Annotated in this window: 14 protein-coding genes and 1 pseudogene; 13 read left to right on the top strand and 2 right to left on the bottom strand. The window is 72.3% G+C overall.

Going from position 1 to position 17,919, the window contains the following annotated elements; genetic code table 11:
• Window positions 1-142 precede the first annotated feature (142 nt).
• Entirely contained in the window at window positions 143-1,321 is a 1,179-nt protein-coding gene (locus LHA35_RS22590) for a fatty acid desaturase (protein WP_226612393.1), read from the bottom strand.
• Window positions 1,322-1,542: 221 nt separating this feature from the next.
• Here LHA35_RS22590 and secB point away from each other — a divergent pair, with 221 nt between their 5' ends.
• The 13 genes from secB to LHA35_RS22525 all read left to right on the top strand — a co-directional run bounded on the left by secB (window position 1,543) and on the right by LHA35_RS22525 (window position 17,556).
• Window positions 1,543-2,013, top strand: a complete 471-nt coding sequence (gene secB / locus LHA35_RS22585) for a protein-export chaperone SecB (RefSeq protein ID WP_226612318.1) — start codon at window positions 1,543-1,545, stop codon at window positions 2,011-2,013.
• Between the two features lie 433 nt (window positions 2,014-2,446).
• Window positions 2,447-3,679, top strand: coding sequence for a DegT/DnrJ/EryC1/StrS family aminotransferase (locus tag LHA35_RS22580; RefSeq protein ID WP_226612316.1), 1,233 nt, complete (start codon window positions 2,447-2,449; stop codon window positions 3,677-3,679).
• The gene (locus LHA35_RS22575; protein ID WP_226612314.1) at window positions 3,679-4,929 is read left to right on the top strand and encodes a glycosyltransferase family 4 protein; all 1,251 of its coding nucleotides are present in this window, start codon (window positions 3,679-3,681) and stop codon (window positions 4,927-4,929) included. The genes LHA35_RS22580 and LHA35_RS22575 overlap by 1 nt, the downstream gene beginning before the upstream one ends.
• Window positions 4,930-5,106: 177 nt before the next feature.
• Complete coding sequence (locus LHA35_RS22570; protein ID WP_226612312.1) at window positions 5,107-6,189, top strand: UDP-N-acetyl glucosamine 2-epimerase; 1,083 nt, start codon at window positions 5,107-5,109, stop codon at window positions 6,187-6,189.
• Window positions 6,190-6,439: 250 nt separating this feature from the next.
• The gene (locus LHA35_RS22565) at window positions 6,440-7,663 is read left to right on the top strand and encodes a glycosyltransferase (RefSeq protein ID WP_226612310.1); all 1,224 of its coding nucleotides are present in this window, start codon (window positions 6,440-6,442) and stop codon (window positions 7,661-7,663) included.
• A gap of 7 nt (window positions 7,664-7,670) precedes the next feature.
• Window positions 7,671-9,647, top strand: coding sequence for a polysaccharide biosynthesis protein (locus tag LHA35_RS22560; RefSeq protein WP_226612308.1), 1,977 nt, complete (start codon window positions 7,671-7,673; stop codon window positions 9,645-9,647).
• A gap of 415 nt (window positions 9,648-10,062) precedes the next feature.
• On the top strand, window positions 10,063-11,361 hold the full coding sequence (locus tag LHA35_RS22555; RefSeq protein WP_226612305.1) for an ABC transporter substrate-binding protein: 1,299 nt from the start codon (window positions 10,063-10,065) through the stop codon (window positions 11,359-11,361).
• A 12-nt stretch (window positions 11,362-11,373) separates the two neighbouring features.
• The gene (locus LHA35_RS22550; protein WP_226612303.1) at window positions 11,374-12,330 is read left to right on the top strand and encodes a carbohydrate ABC transporter permease; all 957 of its coding nucleotides are present in this window, start codon (window positions 11,374-11,376) and stop codon (window positions 12,328-12,330) included.
• Window positions 12,330-13,148 (top strand): carbohydrate ABC transporter permease, encoded by an 819-nt coding sequence (locus tag LHA35_RS22545; protein WP_226612300.1) that lies wholly within the window; start codon window positions 12,330-12,332, stop codon window positions 13,146-13,148. The genes LHA35_RS22550 and LHA35_RS22545 overlap by 1 nt, the downstream gene beginning before the upstream one ends.
• Before the next feature lie 3 nt (window positions 13,149-13,151).
• The gene (locus tag LHA35_RS22540) at window positions 13,152-14,249 is read left to right on the top strand and encodes an ABC transporter ATP-binding protein (protein WP_226612298.1); all 1,098 of its coding nucleotides are present in this window, start codon (window positions 13,152-13,154) and stop codon (window positions 14,247-14,249) included.
• Between the two features lie 16 nt (window positions 14,250-14,265).
• Window positions 14,266-15,432: an LLM class flavin-dependent oxidoreductase gene (locus tag LHA35_RS22535; RefSeq protein WP_226612289.1), complete on the top strand. Its 1,167-nt coding sequence runs from the start codon at window positions 14,266-14,268 to the stop codon at window positions 15,430-15,432.
• A 361-nt stretch (window positions 15,433-15,793) separates the two neighbouring features.
• Window positions 15,794-16,732 (top strand): ABC transporter permease, encoded by a 939-nt coding sequence (locus LHA35_RS22530; protein ID WP_226612287.1) that lies wholly within the window; start codon window positions 15,794-15,796, stop codon window positions 16,730-16,732.
• Window positions 16,732-17,556 carry an ABC transporter permease gene (locus tag LHA35_RS22525; protein WP_226612285.1) on the top strand — a complete coding sequence of 275 codons (825 nt, stop codon included), beginning with the start codon at window positions 16,732-16,734 and terminating at the stop codon, window positions 17,554-17,556. The genes LHA35_RS22530 and LHA35_RS22525 overlap by 1 nt, the downstream gene beginning before the upstream one ends.
• A 36-nt stretch (window positions 17,557-17,592) precedes the next feature.
• On the opposite strand, the pseudogene LHA35_RS22520 reads toward LHA35_RS22525, so the two are convergent.
• Window positions 17,593-17,919, bottom strand: a pseudogene (locus LHA35_RS22520) (manganese catalase family protein); the annotation flags it as partial.

Here is a 17,919-nt window from a genome sequence, read left to right as displayed (position 1 = left end):
GCGGGTTGGTATGATTGAGTCCGCCCGGGCGAGGTCCGCTCGACAGCGGATTGCGTTCAAGACTGAACGCCCATCCGCTGTAGACCGCTGTTTGTAGAGCAGATTCACGCTGCGGGGCGTTCACGCCCCTCCGCGATCTGCTCTAGCGGCCCAGCACTTCCCGCGGGGTCGCGGCGAGGCTGGCCAGGTTGTGGTCGATTGCCTCGAACAGCCCCCAATTCTCGAAATAGCCGGTCGGGAAGCCGGGCGAGCCGGCTTCGAGATCCTGCTGCCGCGCATGGATGTAGTCCGCCCAGCGCCGCGTCGCCGGCTTGCGGTGGTGGAAGTCGTGGCAGGGCGCATCGCCGACCAGCACGAAGAGCCGGACGAAGAGGTGCACCGTCAGCATCTCCGCCCACCAGGCGGTCCAGCGCAGCAGCCCGCGCAGGCTGGTGGCGGGCAGGGCGGGCGGCGCGCTGCCGGGGAAGACGCCGGCCGTCGCATGGGCGACGAAGGCGCGGTCGCGCACCCGCATCCTCTCCGGCTCCGGAAAGCGATGCTCGCAAAGGATGCGGAAGACGGTCGCGACCTGCAGCAGCACCGTCACCGGCAGCACCCAGACCAGCAGGATCTCGGCCAGCAGGCCGGTTGCGGCAGCCAGCGCGAGGAGGCCAGCCCAGGCGATACGGCTCATCCGGTCATGCTGCGCATCGCCGGTGAACATGCTCGCGCGCAGGCGGCGCTGGAGGAAGCGGAGGTGGAAGACCGGCGAGGCGCAATTCACCAGCACCCGCCGCCACAACTCGCGCTTGGGCAGGCCCGGCTCCAGCCCGCACATGCCGAGGACGAAATCGGCGAACTCGTCCTCCTCGGTCAGCAGCTTGTTCGGGCTGTGATGCAGCATGTGCTCGCGCTGGTAGTCCTCGAACCGCTTGAACAGCAGGAAGGCGGAGATCATCCGGCCGGCGCGGCGGTTGCGCTCGCGCGTCGAGAAGACGGTGCCATGCGAGCAGTGGTGGAAGATCACCACCTGGAACAGGCCAAGGCCGCAGCTTGTCGCCAGCCATCCGATCGGCAGCAGCAGCCAGGTCAGCAGCGCCGGATCCGCCAGCAGCAAGGGGATGAGGCCGAGGGCGCAGCCGCCGAAGGTCCAGGCGAGGGCGCCGGCGACGAAGCCCATGGCGGTGCGGCCGGGGGCCGGCGCGCCGGGGACGGGCCTGGCCGTCAGCCAGGTGAGGAAGGGCTGGATGAAGGCGGGCAGCCGCGCCGCCATGCGGGCGCGGGGGTCTGGCAAGGCGGCATAGGACAGCAGCGGCGGCGCAACCGGCGTATCGGCATGCATTACGGTCAAGGCTTATTCTCCTTCGCGTCCGAAGAGGCACTTCGCCTCCGGCACCCGAACGAGTAGCAACAAAACTCACAATTCAGTCATTGGCCTGCAAAATCGGTAACGTCTCACCGCGTGAGCCGGGCGGTCCGCCGCCGGCCGCCCTCGTCCCGCCGCTGTCCCCGGCGCCGCCCGCGTGCTAGCGGAGCGCGCTCATCGCTCTGCAAGAGACCATCATGTCCGACGCCCCGTCCGCCCCGCCGATGTCCCAGGGCCCGCTGGTCCTGAACATGCAGTACACGAAGGACCTCTCCTTCGAGGTCCCGAACGCCCCCGAGATCTTCGCCACCCTGCGCGAGCAGCCGCGGGTCGACCTGCAGCTCGACGTTCAGGCCCGGCCGATCCAGGAAGGCCAGAATGTCTACGAGGTCTCGCTGAACATCCGCGCCGATGCCCAGGCCAACGACCAGACCTGCTTCATCGCCGAGCTGGTCTATTGCGGCATCTTCACCATCGATGTGGAGCCGCAGGTGCTGGAGCCGGTGCTGCTGGTCGAGTGCCCGCGCCTGCTCTTCCCCTTCGCCCGCAACATCCTGGCCGATGTGACGCGCGATGGCGGCTTCCCGCCGGTGATGCTGGCGCCGATCGATTTCGTTGCGCTCTGGCAGTCCCGCCGCGGCGAGCAGGGCCAGGTCGGCACCGCCTGAGCACCGGGTGGTACCAACGGCCGTTGATGGTGCCCCATCAGCGGCCCCCTCGATTGCCGGGCGGTTTGCTCCCTAAGGCTTGGCCAGGCCCCGCGGTTTCGGCGGCGCCGGTTCAGGCGCCTGGCATGAATGGTACGGTCATGCCGCCGGTAGGGTCATGCCGCCGGTAGGCAGGGGGCGTCGAGGCCCCTCGGTGGCCAGGGATGCATCCCGGCCATGGCGCATCCCCGCCTGCGCTGAGCTGGCGGCCCGGCGCCTGCCCGGGCCTGTCCCCTGATTCGCGCCGCCCGGCGCGTGACGCGGTTCCCACCGCATGGCCGGGCGGTATGCGGGCTGATTGTTCACGTTGTTTGTTTGCATATCGTATTAAAAATCGCTTGTTATTGAAGGAGGTCGGCCTGATTTTACCGGCGCAACAAGCCGGAGCCCCCGCATGCCGCTCGGCCAGGCTGCCCCGCAACCAGGACCGATTCTCCGCTTCCCGCGCCCGGCGCGGCCCCGACCACCCTCCGCCGGCGCGCCGCGCGCGCCGGAGCCGATCCTTCTCTCCCCGCCCCAGCTCACCGGGGGCGAGCTCGCCGCGCTCAGGGCCACGCTCGACAGCGGCTGGATCGCCCCGGCCGGCCCCGTGCCCGAGGCCTTCGAGGCCGCCCTCGCCGAGGCGACCGGCTTCCCCCATCTCCTCGCCACCGCCTCCGGCACCGCGGCGCTGCATCTCGGCTACCGCCTGCTCGGCGTCGTGCCGGGGGACGAGGTCTGGACCAGCACCCTCACCTTCGTCGCCACCATCGCGCCGGCGGTGCAGATGGGCGCCGTGCCGCGCTTCCTCGACGTCACGCCGGAGAGCTGGACGCTCGACCCCGCCCTGCTGGAGCGCGAACTGGCCCGCGCGGTGCGCCGCGGCCGGCTGCCGCGGGCGGTGGTGCCTGTCGACCTCTTCGGCCAGTGCTGCGACCTCGACGCCATCCTCGCGCTCTGCGAGCGCTGGGGCGTGCCCGTCCTCTGCGACAGCGCGGCGGCGCTCGGCGCGACGCAGCGCGGCCGGCATGCCGGGCGGGGCGCCCGCCTTGCCGCCTTCAGCTTCAACGGCAACAAGATCGTCACCGCGGGCGGCGGCGGCGCGCTGGCCTCCGACGACCCGGCGCTGATCGCCCGCGCCCGCCGCCTGGCGAACCAGGCGAAGGAGCCCTCGCCGCACTACCAGCATGAGGAAACGGGCTTCACCTATGCCCTCTCCTCGGTGCTCGCGGCCGTGGGCCTGGCGCAGCTTCCGGCCCTGCCGCAGCGGGTGGAGGCACGGCGCGCGGTCTTCGCGCGCTACCGGGAGGGGCTGGGCGACCTGCCGGGCGTCGGCTTCATGCCGGAGCCAGCCTGGGGCCAGGCCAATCGCTGGCTGAGCGTGGCGCTGTTCCACCCCCGCGCCGGCGCCCCGGACCGGGAGGCGGTGCGCGAGGCGCTCTCCGCCCTGGGCATCGAGAGCCGCCCGGTCTGGAAGCCGCTGCATCTGCAGCCGGCCTTCCGGGACGCGCCGCAGGCCGGCGGCGCGGCCGCCGCGCGGCTGTTCGAGGCGGGGCTCTGCCTGCCCTCCGGCAGCGGCCTCACCCCGGCGCAGCAGGAGCGGGTGATCGCGGCCATCCGCGCCTGCTTCGGAGAGGCGGGGCGCTGATGCGCATCCTCTACCTGCACCAGCATTTCTCGACGCCGGCGGGCGCGACCGGCACCCGCAGCTTCGCCCTGGCGCGGGCGCTGGCGGCGCGCGGCCATGCGGTGACGCTGGCCTGCGGGCAATATGCCGGGGCGGTCACGGGCCTTGCGGGCGGGTTCCGGCGCGGGCGGCGGGAGGGCGCGGTGGGCCCCTTCCGCGTCGTCGAATACGCCATCCCCTGCGGCAATGCGCAGGGGCTGCCGGCGCGCGCCGCCGCCTTCCTGCGCTATGCCGCGCGTGCCACGGCGCTGGCGCTGGCCGAGACCTGGGATGTGGTGGTGGCCAGTTCCACCCCGCTGACCGTGGCGCTGCCGGCGCTCGCGGCGCGGCGGCTGCGCGGCACCCCTTTCGTCTTCGAGATCCGCGACCCCTGGCCGGAGCTGCCGCGCGCCATGGGGGTGGGATCGCCGCCGCTCTGGGCGGGGCTCGGCGCGCTGGCCGGTGCCGCCTGCCGGGGGGCGTCCGCCGTCATCGCCCTCTCCGAGGGCATGGCGCGCACGGCGGTGGCGCATGGCGCGGCGCCCGGCGCCGTCTCCGTCCTGCCGAATGGCTGCGACCTCGACCTCTTCGGCCCGCATGTTCCCCCCTGGCGGCCGGCCGGGTTGCCGGCAGGGACGGTGCTGGCGGTCTATGCCGGGGCGCATGGGGTGGCGAATGGGCTCGGGCAGGTGCTGGGGGCCGCGGCGCTGCTGCAGGCGGAGGGAGCGCCGGTGACGCTGCTGTTGGTGGGGGAGGGGGCGGAGAAGCCGGTGCTCCAGGCCCGCGCCGCGGCGCTCGGCCTGCGCAATCTCCGCTTCCTCGATCCATTGCCGAAGCCAAGGCTGGCCGGGCTGCTGGCGGGCAGCGATATCGGGCTGCAATGCCTGGCGCCGGTGCCGGAATTTGCCGAGTTGACGGCGCCCAACAAGCTGATGGACTACCTGGCCAGCGGCCTGCCGGTGGTGGCCAATCTCGGCGGCGCGACGGCGCGGCTGCTGGCGGGGGATGGGGAGGGGCCCTGCGGCATCGCCACGCCGCCCGGCGATGCGGTGGCGCTGGCCGGGGCGCTGGCGGCGCTGGCGGCCGACCCGGCCCGGCGCGTGGCCATGCGCGCCGCCGCGCGGGGCCTGGCCGAACGGCGCTGGGACCGCCGCCTGCTGGCCGGCCGCTTCTGCGAGGTGGTCGAGGCCGCCGCGACGGCACCCGCCCTGCGCGCGGTGGCGGTGGCGTGAGACACCTGACCGGCCTGGAAATCGGTGCGGCGCGGGCCGCGTGCGAAGGCGCGCCGAGGCAAGTGCCGCGAAGCCAAGGCCCGGAGGGCCGTCGGCGTCTCAGGCATGGCAGGCTGACGCCTGCCATGCGCCAGCCATGCGCGTGATCCCGCCGATGCGGCATCACCGGTGCCGGGCATGACGGGCGAGCTGCACCTGGTCGCCGCGGCGCGGCCGAACCTGCCGAAGCTGGCCGCGCTCTGGCATGCCCTGCCGGGCGCCGGCCTGCCGCTCCGCCCCGTGCTGCTGCATACCGGCCAGCACCAGGACCCCGCGATGTTCGGCGACCATCTCGCGCCACTCGGCCTGCCGGCGCCGGAGATCGCGCTCGGCGTGCCGGGCGGCAGCCCGGCCGGGACCACCGGCCGCACCATGCTGGCGCTGGAGGCGGCCTGGCGCAGCCGCCGCCCCGCCCTGGTGGTGGTGGCGGGCGATGTGGATGGCAGCCTGGCGGCGGCGCTGGCGGCACGGAAGCTCGGCCTGCCGGTCGCGCATCTGGAGGCCGGGTTGCGCGGCGACGACCCGGACATGCCGGAGGAGATCAACCGCCGCACCATCGATGCCGTGGCGACCCTGCTCTGGGCGCCGGAGGAGGGAAGCGCCGCCCGGCTGCTGGCGGAGGGGCATCCGCCGGCGCGGGTGCGGGCCGTGGGCAATGCCATGGTGGACACGCTGCTGCGCGGCCTGCCGGCGGCGCGGGAACGACCCTTGCCGGAGGGGCTGGCGCCCGGCGGCTATGGCGTGGTGACGCTGCACCGGGCCGCCAATGTGGACGATGCCGCAGCCTTCGCCAGGCTGCTGGCCGCCCTGGCCGAGGCGGCGACGCTGCTGCCGCTGGCCTGGCCGGCGCATCCGCGCGCCCTGATGCGGCTGGCGGCGCATGGCCTCGCCCTGCCGCCCGGGGTGCGGACGCTGCCGCCGCTGTCCTACCCCGATTTCCTCGGCCTGCTGGCGCGCGCCCGGCTGGTCGCGACCGACAGCGGCGGGGTGCAGGAGGAGGCGACGGCGCTCGACCTGCCCTGCCTCACCCTCCGCCCCGGCACGGAGCGGCCGGTGACCTTGACCGCCGGCACCAGCCGGCTGGTGCCGCCCGACAGGCTGGCGGCGGCGGTGGCGGCGGTGCTGGCCGGCGACTGGCCGCGCGCCCGGCCCATCCCGCTCTGGGACGGGCAGGCGGGCCCGCGCATGGCGTCGCATCTGGCCGAACTGTTCGGGGCATGATCACGTCCCCCGTATCACCGCCCGGCCGCCGCGCCCGGCAAGGGTGGAAGGCGGTCCAGCCCGGGCCCCCATCCGCGGGGGGGCCTCGCACCTCGGGCAGGGGCGGGCTGCCGGGCTTTCACGTCCCTGCGGGATCCGTTCCCGCCCGGCCGGTCCCGCGCGGCCCCGCTCCGGCCCCGGCTTGGGCGCCGGGGACGGCCGGCTGGCCTCCGCCGCGCAGACCGCAGCCCCCGCCTGGGGAGGCGCGCGCGTGAGCGCGACGGAAGCCAGCACCCCCGCGTCCGGCGAAGCGCCGCCGGGGCGCCCGGCCGCGGTCGCCGCCCCGGCCCCCTTGGTCCTGCTGCTCTCGGCCGCCCATCCGCCCGACGACATCCGCGTGGTCCGCAAGGAAGGCGCGGCGCTGGCCGCCGCGGGCTGGCGCCTGCGCCACCTCGCCCCGGGCGGGCCGGAGGCGCCAGCCGAACTCGCCGGCGTCGCCCTCGAGACCTTCCGCCGTGGCCCCGGCTGGCGCGGCCGGCTGCGTGCCATCCCCGGCCTCGCCCGCCGCGCCGCCGCCAGCGGCGCCGCGGTGATCCATGCCAGCGAGCCGGATGCCTGGCTCGCCGCGCTGCTGGCCGCCCGCCGCACCGGCGCCCGCGCCGTGCTCGACGTGCACGAGCACTATCCGAGCCGGCTCGATGCCCGCCTGCCGCGGCCGCTGCGCCCGCTCGCCCGCGCCGTGCTCCGCCTGCTCTGCCGCCTGGCCGGCCGGGCGGCGGATGCGGTGGTGGTGGCGAAGGACGGCCTTGCCGAGGATTTCGCCGTGCCCGACCGCACCGTCGCGGTCCGCAACTACGCCATGCCGGTGGCCGTCGCGCCCCGGCGCCATGCCCCGGGCCCGCTCACCCTGGTGCATGCCGGCGCCATGACCCGCAGCCGCGGCTGGCCGCAGATGCTGCAGGCCATGGCCTGCCTCCCCGCCACCGACCGCCTCCGCCTGATCGGCCGCTTCACCGATGGCTCCGAGCCCGCCTTCGCGGCGCAGGCCGTCGCCCTCGGCGTCACCCACCGGATCGAGTGCCTGCCCTGGCTGCCCCATCCCGAGGCGCTGGCGCGCCTTGCCGAGGGCGACATCGCCCTGGTGCTGTTCCAGCCGGGCGAGGAGAACCACCGCCTTGCCCTGCCGCACAAGCTGTTCGACGCCATGCAGGCCGGCCTGCCCGTGATCGCCCCCGCCTTCGCCGAGGAGGTCGCCGGCATCATCCGCGCGGCCGGCTGCGGCGTGCTGGTGGACAGCGCCGATCCCGCTGCCATCGCCGGGGCCATTGAGGGCCTGCGCGACCCGGCGCGGCGCGCCGCCCTCGGCGCGGCGGGGCGGCAGGCCGCCGCGACGCGTTTCGGCTGGCCCGGCGAGGCGGCGCGGCTGGTCGCGCTCTATCAACGCCTGGCGCCGCTCCCGCCTGCCGGTGGCGCCGCGGCCCGTCCCGGCCTATAGCGAACAGATGGCCCGCCGCGCGCCGCACCGCATCCTCCTCAACCTCGTCCTCGATTCGCTCATCGCCTGTCTGGCCTTGCCGGCGGCGATGCTGCTGGATGCGCCCGGCGTCTGGCCGGAGGGGGGCTGGTGGCTCGGCGCCCTGCCTGGCGCCGTCGGTGCCCTGCTGGCCGCCGGCCTGCCCGTGCGCCTGCCGCAGCAATACTGGCGCTATGCCGGCCTGCCCGATCTGATGGGCATCATCGTGGCCGCGGTCGGCGCCGCGCTGCTTTTCTGGGGCGGGCTACTCACGCTCGGCGCCTGGAGGCCACCCAACCCGGCCTTCCCGGCCATCCATGCCCTGACGCTCGGCCTGCTGCTCGGCATGCCGCGCATCGCCGGCCGGCTGCACCACAGCCGCCGCGTGCCGGAACCGACCCTCTCCCCCCAGCCCGTGCTGCTGGTCGGCGCCGGCGACGGGGCGGACATCTTCATCCGCGCGCTGGCGGGCGAGCGCCAGCCGGCCTTCCGGGTCGTCGGCATCCTCTCCATGCGCTCCCGCCAGGCAGGGCGACGCATCCAGGGCCACCCTATCCTCGGCACGGCCGACGACATCGCCGCCGTGCTCGACCGGATGAAGGAGGAGGGGCGCCTGCCCGCCCTCATCGTCCTCACCACCCATCACGTCCAGGGGCTGGCCCTGGAGCGGCTGCTGGACGCCGCCGACCGCCATGGCATCCCGGTGCGCCGCGCCCCCTCCGTCACCGCCCTCGACCCTGCGGCGCGGCGCATGGCGGCGATGGAGAAGGCCGGCCAGGGAGCAGGGCATCGGCTGAAGCTCGACCCCGTGGCGATCGAGGACCTGCTGGACCGCCCGCAGGTGCCGCTGGACCGGGAGGGCATGGCGCGGCTGATCCAGGGCCGCCGCGTGCTGGTGACCGGCGCTGGCGGCACCATCGGCGGCGAACTGGCGCGGCAGGTGGCGGCGCTCGGCCCGGCGCAGCTCACCCTGCTCGACCACGGGGAGTTCGTCCTCTACGAGATCGACCTGGAACTGCGGGAGCGCCACCCGGACGTGCCGCGCCGCGCGGTGCTGGCCGATATCCGCGACGAGCCGCGCATGCGGCGCCTGCTGGAGGAGTTGCGGCCCGAGCTGGTCTTCCACGCCGCCGCCCTCAAGCACGTGCCGATGGTCGAGAACGACCCGCTGGAGGGGCTGCTCACCAATGCGCTCGGCACCCGCGTGGTGGCGGATGCCGCCCGCGCCGTCGGCTGCCGCGCCATGGTGTTCATCAGCACGGACAAGGCGGTGAACCCGACCAGCGTCATGGGCGCGAGCAAGCGCCTGGCCGAGATGTACTGCCAGGCGCTGGATGTCGCCGCGCGCGCGGGCGCCGAGCCCGGCGGGATGCGCTGCGTCACCGTGCGTTTCGGCAACGTGCTGGGCTCCACCGGCTCCGTCGTGCCGCTGTTCCGCCGCCAGCTCGAGCGCGGCGGGCCGCTGACCGTGACCCACCCGGACATGCGCCGCTACTTCATGACGGTGCGGGAGGCGGTGGGGCTGGTGCTGCAGGCCAGCGTGATCGGCGCCGCGGATACCTCCTCCCCTGGGGCCGCCCAGCTGCCGGAGCTGGCCGAGGGCGGCATCTTCGTCCTCGACATGGGCAAGGCGGTGAAGATCGTGGACCTGGCGCGGCGCATGATCCGCCTCGCGGGGCTCAGGCCGGAGGAGGATGTGGAGATCCGCTTCACCGGCCTCCGCCCCGGCGAGAAGCTGTACGAGGAGCTGTTCCACGGCCAGGAACCGCCGCGGCCGACCCGCTTCCAGGGCCTGCTGGTGGCAACCCCCCGCACGGCCGACCCGGCGCTGGTGGGGCGGGCCATCGACGAGATCGCGGCAGCCTGCCGGGCGGGCAATCCGCGGGCGGCGCTCGCGCAACTCGGGCGGCTGGTGCCCGAGTTCGACCATAATGCCGAGGGCGAGGCGGCGACGGCCGCGCGGTAGCGGCGGCGGCTCCGCCCCGATGGCCCCGCCAGCAGGGGCTGCTCCGCCCCCCGGAACCCCGCCAAGAGCCGCAAGGCCCTTGGAAACACCGGGTGGCGTGACACGCGGGGACATCGCGCGCACCTGACCCCGCAGCGGCGTCGCGGAGGATGTCGCCACGCCCCGAACTGCCGAAGGGGGCGCTTTCCCGGTTCGGGTAGGCGTTCGTCGCGTCGCAATGGCCGCCGGCCTGCTCCGGGCGAGCCGACCTCGCCCGGAGCGCCGATCGACGATGGGCGCAGCTGTGACGGCGCGGTGCTCGCCCCGGCCGCATCCGACAAGGCGGGTTGCGGCCATCGCAGGACCCTGCAAATCTCCCCCGACAAGAAAAACATGCGACCCGGACCGGCAAGGGCGGGCGATGCGGGAGGATAACATGAAGCGAAGGGACTTCCTGGCCGGCGGCCTGGCGGGTGGTGTTGGTCTGGCGATGGGCGGCCACGCCCGGGCGCAGGCGCGCGGCACGATCCGCTTCCTGACACCCGAGACCGATCCGAGCCAGGTGAAGGTCTGGCAGGAGCTGATCACCCGCTACACCGAGGCCAACAGAGGCGCCGCGGTCCAGCCCGAATACGCCTCCTGGGATGACCTGATCCGCAAGATCCCGGCCGACCTGATGGCGGGCCGGCCGCCGGAGATCGTCGCCGGCTCCTCCCGCGTCAGCTTCATGGCGGCGGCGGCCAAGCGCAACCTGCTGGTCGATCTCGCGCCGCTGGTGGATCAGATCGGCCGCGCCGATTTCCATGCGCCGAGCCTGAAGGCCTGGCATCTGAACGGCATCCAGGCCGCCATTCCCTATGGCGTGCAGTGGCCGGTGCTGTGGTGCCGCACCGACCTGTTCCAGGAGGCGGGGCTCGAACTGCCGAAGACCTGGGACGAGTATCGCGCCGCGGCGGAGAAGCTGACCAACCCGGCGCGGGGCATGTTCGGCGCCTGCTTCCCGGCGGGCCGCACCTGGAACACGCAGATCCAGGCGACCATCGCGATCTGGGGCGCCGGCGGGCGCATGTTCGACGACAAGCTGAACCCGACCTTCGACACGCCGGAGATCCGGCGCGCGATGACCTACTATGCCGAGATGTGCCGCTTCTCGCCGCCGGATATCGGCCAGTACGGCTTCCGCGAGGCCTCGGCGGCCTATACCTCCGGCAAGGCGGCCACGACCTTCTACTGGGGCCGCGTGCTGTCGCATCTCTACCAGCAGGCGCCCGACCTGCTGCCGAAGTCGAAGACGGTGCACATCCCGCATGGCGGCACGCCGGCAACCGCGCTCGGCTGGGACGAGTTCGTGGTCTACAAGTCGCGCAACACCAATGCGGCGCTGGACTATGTGAAGTTCATGCTGGAGCCGCAGCACATGTTCATGATGATGGAGCCGGTCATCGCGCATGTGGTGCCGACGCGCACATCCGTCATGCCGATGGTGGAGCGGCATGACTGGGTGCAGAAGCATCCGGACATCGTCAGGCCGCTGATCGAGCCGATCGACTTCGGCATCAGCGCCACCCAGGAAACGCCGGACCGCCCCTTCAACTACAAGTGGGATGCCATCGAGGCGCGCAACATCATCCCGGACATGGTGCAGCGCATCGTGCTGGGGAAGGAGCCGGTGAACATCGCGGTCGAGAAGGCGCAGAAGGAGGCGGTGGACGCCACCAAGGACCTGCGGCCGTAAGGGGCGGGGAGCGTGTCGCAACACGCGCCGCCGGCGGTCGGGACGCATCCGGCGGAGGATGCGGCCCGGCCCCCGATCGGGTCACGCAGCCTGCTCGGCAGGCTGCTGGACCAGCATCTCGGCGTCATCCTTCTCCTGCCCAGCGCGCTGACCTTCCTGGTGCTGCTGGTCTTCCCGCTGGGCTACGGGATCTACACCAGCTTCCTGCAGCGGCATGTGCTGGACCCGGAGGGAGTCTGGGTCGGCCTGGCCAATTATGCCTGGCTGTTCAGCAATGCCGAGTTCTGGCACTCGCTCTGGCTGTCCAGCCTCTGGGCCGGGGTCGCGGTGGGGCTGCAGATCATCCTCGGCACCGCCGTCGCGCTGATCCTGCACCAGCCCTTCAAGGGCCGCTCCCTGGTTCGCGGGCTGGTGCTGTTTCCCTACATGATGCCGGTCGTCTCGGTCATCCTGGTCTGGATGCTGCTCTACAACGCGCTGTATGGCGTGCTGAACTGGCTGCTGGTGCAGAGCGGGATCGTGGACGCGCCGATCGCCTGGCTGTCCCAGCCCGGCAGCGCCTTCTGGGCCGTGGTCTATGTCGGCGTCTGGAAATACTTCCCCTTCGTCGTCGTCATCGTCCTCGCCCGGCTGCAGGTGATCCCGCAGGACCTGTACGAGGCGGCGCGGATCGACGGCGCCGGCGCCATCGCCCGCTTCATCGACATCACCCTGCACCAGATCAAGGACGTGCTGCTGGTCATCGCGCTGCTGCGGACCATCTTCATGTTCAACAATTTCGAGATCATCTTCCTGCTGACCGGCGGCGGTCCGCTGCGCTCCACCATGACCCTGCCGATCCTGGTCTACGAACAGGCCTTCGGCCTCTATGAGATGGGGCGCGGCTCGGCCATCGCGGTGGTGATGTTCCTGATCCTGATCGCGGTCATGACCATCTACTTCGCCTTCCTGCGGAAGGAGCAAGATTGATGCTGCGCCTGCTGCGGACCTACGGGCTGGCGATGGTCCTGCTGACCTTTGTCGCCTTCCCGCTCTACTGGATGACGCTGACCTCCCTGAAGCCGCAGACCGAGGTCTTCCGCGTCCCGCCCACCTTCCTGCCGGCGACCTGGACGCTGGAGCACTACGTCAACCTGTTCTGGTTGACGGATTTCGGCCTGCTCTTCTGGAACAGCCTGAAGGTGTGCCTGCTGTCCACCGCGCTCTCCCTCGCGGTCGGCATCCTCGGCGCCTATGCGCTGGCGCGGTTCAACGTCCGGGGCAAGGAGGCCTATGGGCGGCTGGTGCTGCTGGCCTACATGTTCCCGGGCGCGCTGCTGGTCATCCCGCTGCTGCTTCTGTTCCGCGAACTCGGCCTGACCAACAGCCATCTCGGCCTGTCGCTGGCCTATCTCACCTTCTCGCTGCCCTTCGTCATGTGGGTGATGCGGGACTTCTTCGCCTCCGTCCCCGTGGACCTGGAAGAAGCGGCGATGATCGACGGCGCGACCCGGCTCGGCGCGCTCTGGGACGTGGTGCTGCCGCAGGCGGTGCCCGGCATCATCGCCACCGGCATCTTCGCCTTCCTCTTCGCCTGGAACGAGTATCTCTACGCCCTCATCCTGATCTCGGACGAGAGCCTGCGCACCCTGCCGCCCGGCATGATGCGCTTCGTCTCCACCACCGACACCAATTGGGGGCTGATCATGGCGGCCTCGACGCTTGCTACCCTGCCGATGGCGCTCGCCTTCGGCCTCATCCAACGCTACCTCGTGACCGGCATGGGCGCCGGCGGCGTGAAGGGCTGACCCATGGCGAATGTCCGCATCGACCGGCTGCACAAGGAATTCCGGGGCCCGACGGGCACGGTGCATGCGCTGCAGGAGCTGACGCTCGACATCGCCGATGGCGAGTTCGTCTCCCTCGTCGGTCCCTCGGGCTGCGGGAAGTCCACCGCGCTGCGCATCATCGCGGGGCTGGAGGTGCCGTCTTCCGGCCGCATCCTCTTCGGCCCGCGCGACATCACGAAGCTGGAGCCGCGCGACCGCAACATCGCCATGGTCTTCCAGAGCTACGCGCTCTACCCCCACATGACGGTGCGGCAGAACCTGGAATACGGGCTCAGGAAGCGCGGCATCGGGAAGGAGGAGCGGGCGCGCAAGGTCGCCGCAATCGCGCCCATGCTGCGGCTGGAGACGATGCTGGAGCGCAAGCCGCGCCAGCTCTCGGGCGGACAGCGGCAGCGCGTGGCCCTCGGCCGGGCGCTGATCCGCGACCCGGAGGTCTTCCTGCTGGATGAACCGCTGTCCAACCTGGACGCCAAGCTGCGCGTCCATATGCGGGCGGAGCTGGCGGCGCTGCACCAGAAGCTGCGCACCACCATGATCTACGTCACGCATGACCAGTTGGAGGCGATGACGCTCTCCGACCGGATCGTGGTGATGAACCACGGCGTCATGCAGCAGGTCGGCACGCCGGAGGAGATCTACTCCCGCCCCGCCAACCGCTTCGTCGCGGAGTTCATCGGCACCCCGTCCATGAACATGATCGAGGGCGAGCTGCGGATCGAGGGCGGCAGGCCGGTCTTCCAGGGCCCGGGCATCGCCGTGCCCCTGCCGCAGGCGCCGCCGCGCATGCCGGCGACGCCCCAGGCGACGCTTGGCGTGCGGCCGGAAGATATCGCGCTGGTTCCGCCGGACGCGCCGGGCGCCATCCGCGCGAAGGTGACAGTTTCCGAGCTGGCGGGGGCGGAGCGCTACCACTTCATCGAGCTGGGCAGCGGTTCGGTCATCCTCCGCACGCCGGCGACCACCGTGCTGCGCCCGGGGGAGACGGTCGCGCTCGGCCTCGATCCCGCCCGCCTGCACCTTTTCGCCGGCGCCGGGGAGGATGCCGCGGCGCTGCGCTGACCCGGAGGACAATCCCATGGCGCTCACCCTGAGGCATGGCGTCTTCATGGCCCCCTTCCACGCGCTGGAAGAGGACCCGACCATGTGCATCCACCGGGACCTCGAGCTCTGCGAATGGCTCGACCGTCTCGGCTTCGACGAGGCCTGGATCGGCGAGCACCATTCGGCGGGCTTCGAGACCATCGCCTCGCCCGAGCTCTTCATCGCCCATGCCGCCGCCATCACGCAGCGGCTGCGCTTCGGCACCGGCGTCGTCTCGCTGCCCTACCACAACCCGCTGATGGTCGCGAACCGCCTCATCCAGCTCGACCACCAGACCCGCGGGCGGGTGATGTTCGGCGCCGGGCCGGGGCTGCTGGCATCCGACGCCATGATGCTCGGCATTGATCCCTCCACCCAGCGGGACCGGATGCTGCAGGCGCTCGACGTCATCCTGCGGCTCTTCCGCGGGGAGGTGGTGACCGAGACCACCGAGTGGTACACCCTCGTCAACGCCCGCGCGCACCTGCTGCCCTATACGCGGCCGCATCCGGAGGTCTCGGTGGCCAGCGCCGTCTCGCCTTCCGGCGGGCGGGCGGCCGGCAGGTACGATCTCTCCATGCTCTGCGTCGCGGCGGCCGATGGCGCGGCCTTCGACGCGCTGGCGGCCAATTGGGAGATCGCCTGCCGGATCGCCGCGGAGCATGGACGGAGCATGGACCCGGCGCGGCTGCGCATCGTCGCGCCGATGCACATCGCCGAGACGCGGGAGCAGGCCAGGGAGAACGTCCGCTTCGGCTTCCGGAAATACATCGACTACTTCAACAACAACTCGCCCGGCCGCTTCCCCGTCCCCGCCGGGACGGATCCGGTGGACTGGTTCGTGGAAAAGAAGCTCGGCGTGGTCGGCACGCCGGATGACGCCATCGCCATGATCGAGCGATTGCAGGGCCAGCAGGGCGAGTTCGGCGTCTTCCTGCAGCAGACCCATGACTGGGCGGACTGGGAGGGCACGAAGCGCTCCTACGAACTCTATGCCCGCTACGTCATGCCGCATTTCCGTGGGACCAACGCGGCGCGCGTCGCCTCCTACCAATGGGTCGGCGAGAACAATGTGGAGTTCAGCGGCAAGCGCCAGGCGGCGGTGGAGGCGATGTTCCGCAAGCATGAGGCGGAGATGGCGCGGTCCGGAGGCGGAAGCTGACGCGGCGATCCGGATCGGCCCGGCGTGGCGATCAGTGCCGTGGCCGCGACGATGCCGGGACGTTCGAGGCCATCGTCCCGCGGCGTCACGACGCACCCAACGCCCCCCCCCGGGAAGGTCGCCCGGCTGAGCGGCCGGCCGAGGATCAGGCCCAGGGGCACGATATGCCGGTGAGGACGCCCTTGCCCGCGGCCGTGTCCTGCCGCCGCTCATCCGGTGGATTCATGCCGCTTGGCGATCCGCTCTACGGCGGATGGCGTTCATAGCTGAACGTCCATCCGCCGGTGCTCCCTGATTTCCGAGCAGAGTCTCGCTCACGGGCGTTCACGCTCTCCCGCGATCTGCTCTAGGCTGGAGGCCGATGCTTGCCCTGATTGCCGGCCGCCTGGTCCAGATCGCGGTCACCCTTTTCCTCGTCTCCGCCGCAACCTGGTCCGTCATGGGGCTGATGCCCGGCGATCCCGTGGACCTCGCCTTGATGTCCGACCCGCAGCTCACGGCCGAGGATGCGGCGCGGCTGCGGGCGCTGCACGGGCTCGACCGGCCGCTGCATGAGCGCTACCTGGCCTGGGCCGCCGCCCTGCTGCGCGGGGAGTTCGGCCATTCCCGGCTGTTTGCCGTGCCGGCGGCACAGGTGCTCTGGCCCGCGCTCGGCTCCACCCTGGTGCTGCTCGGCTGCGCGCTGCTGCTCGCGGGGGGCTTCGGCGTGCTGCTCGGCGTCTGGGGCGCGGCCCGGCGCGGGGCGGCGCCGGCGGTGGATGCCGTCACCATCCTGGCGCAATCCACGCCGACCTTCTGGCTCGGCATCCTGCTCATCATCCTCTTCGCGGTGGAGCTGGGCTGGCTGCCGGCCGGCGGCCTCGCGGAGGCGCCGGGCCTCGCCGAGGCCGCGCGCTTCCTCGCCCTGCCGGTCGCGACGCTCGCCATCGGCAACCTCGCGGGCTATGCGCGGCACAGCATGGCGGCGATGCAGGCCGAGCTGGGCGCGAACTACATCCGCACCGCACGCATGAAGGGCCTGCCCGAGCGCGCCGTGCTCTGGGGCCATGCCTTCCCGAATGCCGCGATCCCGGTGGTGACCATTCTCGCGCTGGATGCCGGCGCGCTGGTCTCCGGCGCGCTGGTGACGGAGACCATCTTCGCCCGGCCCGGCATGGGCAAGCTGATCTACGACGCCATCATGGGCAATGACTACAACCTGGCGCTGCTGGCCCTGCTGCTGGCGGCGCTGGTGACCATGCTGGCGACGCTGGCGGCCGATATCGCGCAGCGGCTGATCGACCCGAGGCTCTCGCGCTGATGCGCCTCTGGCTCGGCCTTGCTTTGCTGGGCGCGCTCGCCCTCGGCGCGCTGGCGGCGCCGCTGCTGCAGAGCTGGCTGGGGCATGATCCCTTCACGCCGGACCTCTTCAACCGCTTCGCCGCGCCCTCGGCCGCGCATCCGCTGGGCACGGATGAACTGGGGCGGGACATCCTGCTGCGGCTGCTGCATGGCGCGCGGGTCTCGCTCGCGGTCGCCCTCGCCGTCGCGCTCGGGGCGACGCTGCTCGGCACCGGCATCGGGCTGCTGGCCGCCTGGGCGGGCGGCTGGACGGAGGCGCTGCTGATGCGCCTGGCGGATGGGATGCTGGCCCTGCCGGCCCTGCCGCTGCTGGTGGTGCTGGCGGCGGTGGACACCGGCCGCTTCGGCCTGCCGCGCGGGGAGGCGCTGTCGGACATCATCCGCATCGCCGCCATCCTGGTGGTCTTCGGCTGGGTGGTGGTGGCGCGGCTCACGCGCGCGGCGGCGCTGACGCAGCTCTCGCTCGACTATGTCGCCGCGGCACGCGTCGCAGGCGCCGGCGAGGCGCGCGTGCTGGTCCGGCACCTGCTGCCGAACATTGCCGGGCCCATTGCGGTCGCGACCGCGCTCTCGGTCGCCGGCGCGATCCTGGCGGAGAGCACGCTGAGCTTCCTCGGCCTCGGCATCCAGCCGCCCGCGCCCTCCTGGGGCAACATGCTGTCCAACGCGCAGGAGATGGTGTTCAGCGCGCCGCTGGCGGCGGTCTGGCCCGGCCTCGCCATCCTGCTGGCGGTCACCGGCTGCACGCTGGTGGCGGATGGCATCCGGCAGCGGATGCCGTAACGGGAGGGGAGGGGCACGAGGCCCCTCCGCCAGGCGTCAGCGCATCGCCTTGGTCAGCTTCGCCGCGATCTCGTACATCTCCTCCGGCGCATAGTCCGGGGTGAAGGCGGAGGGCTCGCCGACCAGCTCATGGATCTTGCCGCCATCCGGCATGCCCTCCACCACCTGCAGCTCGCCCGGCGGGTCGCCCGGCAGCGCCTGCTCGCCCTGGCCCCAGATCGCCGCGATGTCCTTGTAGTCCTCGGGGCTGAAGGTATAGAGCCGGCGGTGCGAACCCTCGGCGAGGTATTTCTGCGCCTCGGGGATGTTGCCCAGCGGGATGTTCGGGGTGGGAAGCATCTTCTCGATCTCCACGCCCGTCAG

Origin of the sequence: Roseicella aerolata, assembly GCF_020523605.1 — a bacterium.
In the GTDB taxonomy this organism is placed as follows: Bacteria; Pseudomonadota; Alphaproteobacteria; order Acetobacterales; family Acetobacteraceae; genus Paracraurococcus; species Paracraurococcus aerolatus.
Note: the sequence above shows the minus strand (reverse complement) of the source record. Positions and strands in the feature narration are given on the sequence as shown.

Bases quoted from the DNA above. Each gene is read 5' to 3' on its own strand.
- LHA35_RS22590 (WP_226612393.1), bottom strand. From the start codon at position 1,321: ATGCATGCCGATACGCCGGTTGCGCCGCCGCTGCTGTCCTATGCCGCC.
- secB (WP_226612318.1), top strand. From the start codon at position 1,543: ATGTCCGACGCCCCGTCCGCCCCGCCGATGTCCCAGGGCCCGCTGGTC.
- LHA35_RS22580 (WP_226612316.1), top strand. From the start codon at position 2,447: ATGCCGCTCGGCCAGGCTGCCCCGCAACCAGGACCGATTCTCCGCTTC.
- LHA35_RS22575 (WP_226612314.1), top strand. From the start codon at position 3,679: ATGCGCATCCTCTACCTGCACCAGCATTTCTCGACGCCGGCGGGCGCG.
- LHA35_RS22570 (WP_226612312.1), top strand. From the start codon at position 5,107: ATGACGGGCGAGCTGCACCTGGTCGCCGCGGCGCGGCCGAACCTGCCG.
- LHA35_RS22560 (WP_226612308.1), top strand. From the start codon at position 7,671: ATGGCCCGCCGCGCGCCGCACCGCATCCTCCTCAACCTCGTCCTCGAT.
- LHA35_RS22555 (WP_226612305.1), top strand. From the start codon at position 10,063: ATGAAGCGAAGGGACTTCCTGGCCGGCGGCCTGGCGGGTGGTGTTGGT.
- LHA35_RS22545 (WP_226612300.1), top strand. From the start codon at position 12,330: ATGCTGCGCCTGCTGCGGACCTACGGGCTGGCGATGGTCCTGCTGACC.
- LHA35_RS22540 (WP_226612298.1), top strand. From the start codon at position 13,152: ATGGCGAATGTCCGCATCGACCGGCTGCACAAGGAATTCCGGGGCCCG.
- LHA35_RS22535 (WP_226612289.1), top strand. From the start codon at position 14,266: ATGGCGCTCACCCTGAGGCATGGCGTCTTCATGGCCCCCTTCCACGCG.
- LHA35_RS22530 (WP_226612287.1), top strand. From the start codon at position 15,794: ATGCTTGCCCTGATTGCCGGCCGCCTGGTCCAGATCGCGGTCACCCTT.
- LHA35_RS22525 (WP_226612285.1), top strand. From the start codon at position 16,732: ATGCGCCTCTGGCTCGGCCTTGCTTTGCTGGGCGCGCTCGCCCTCGGC.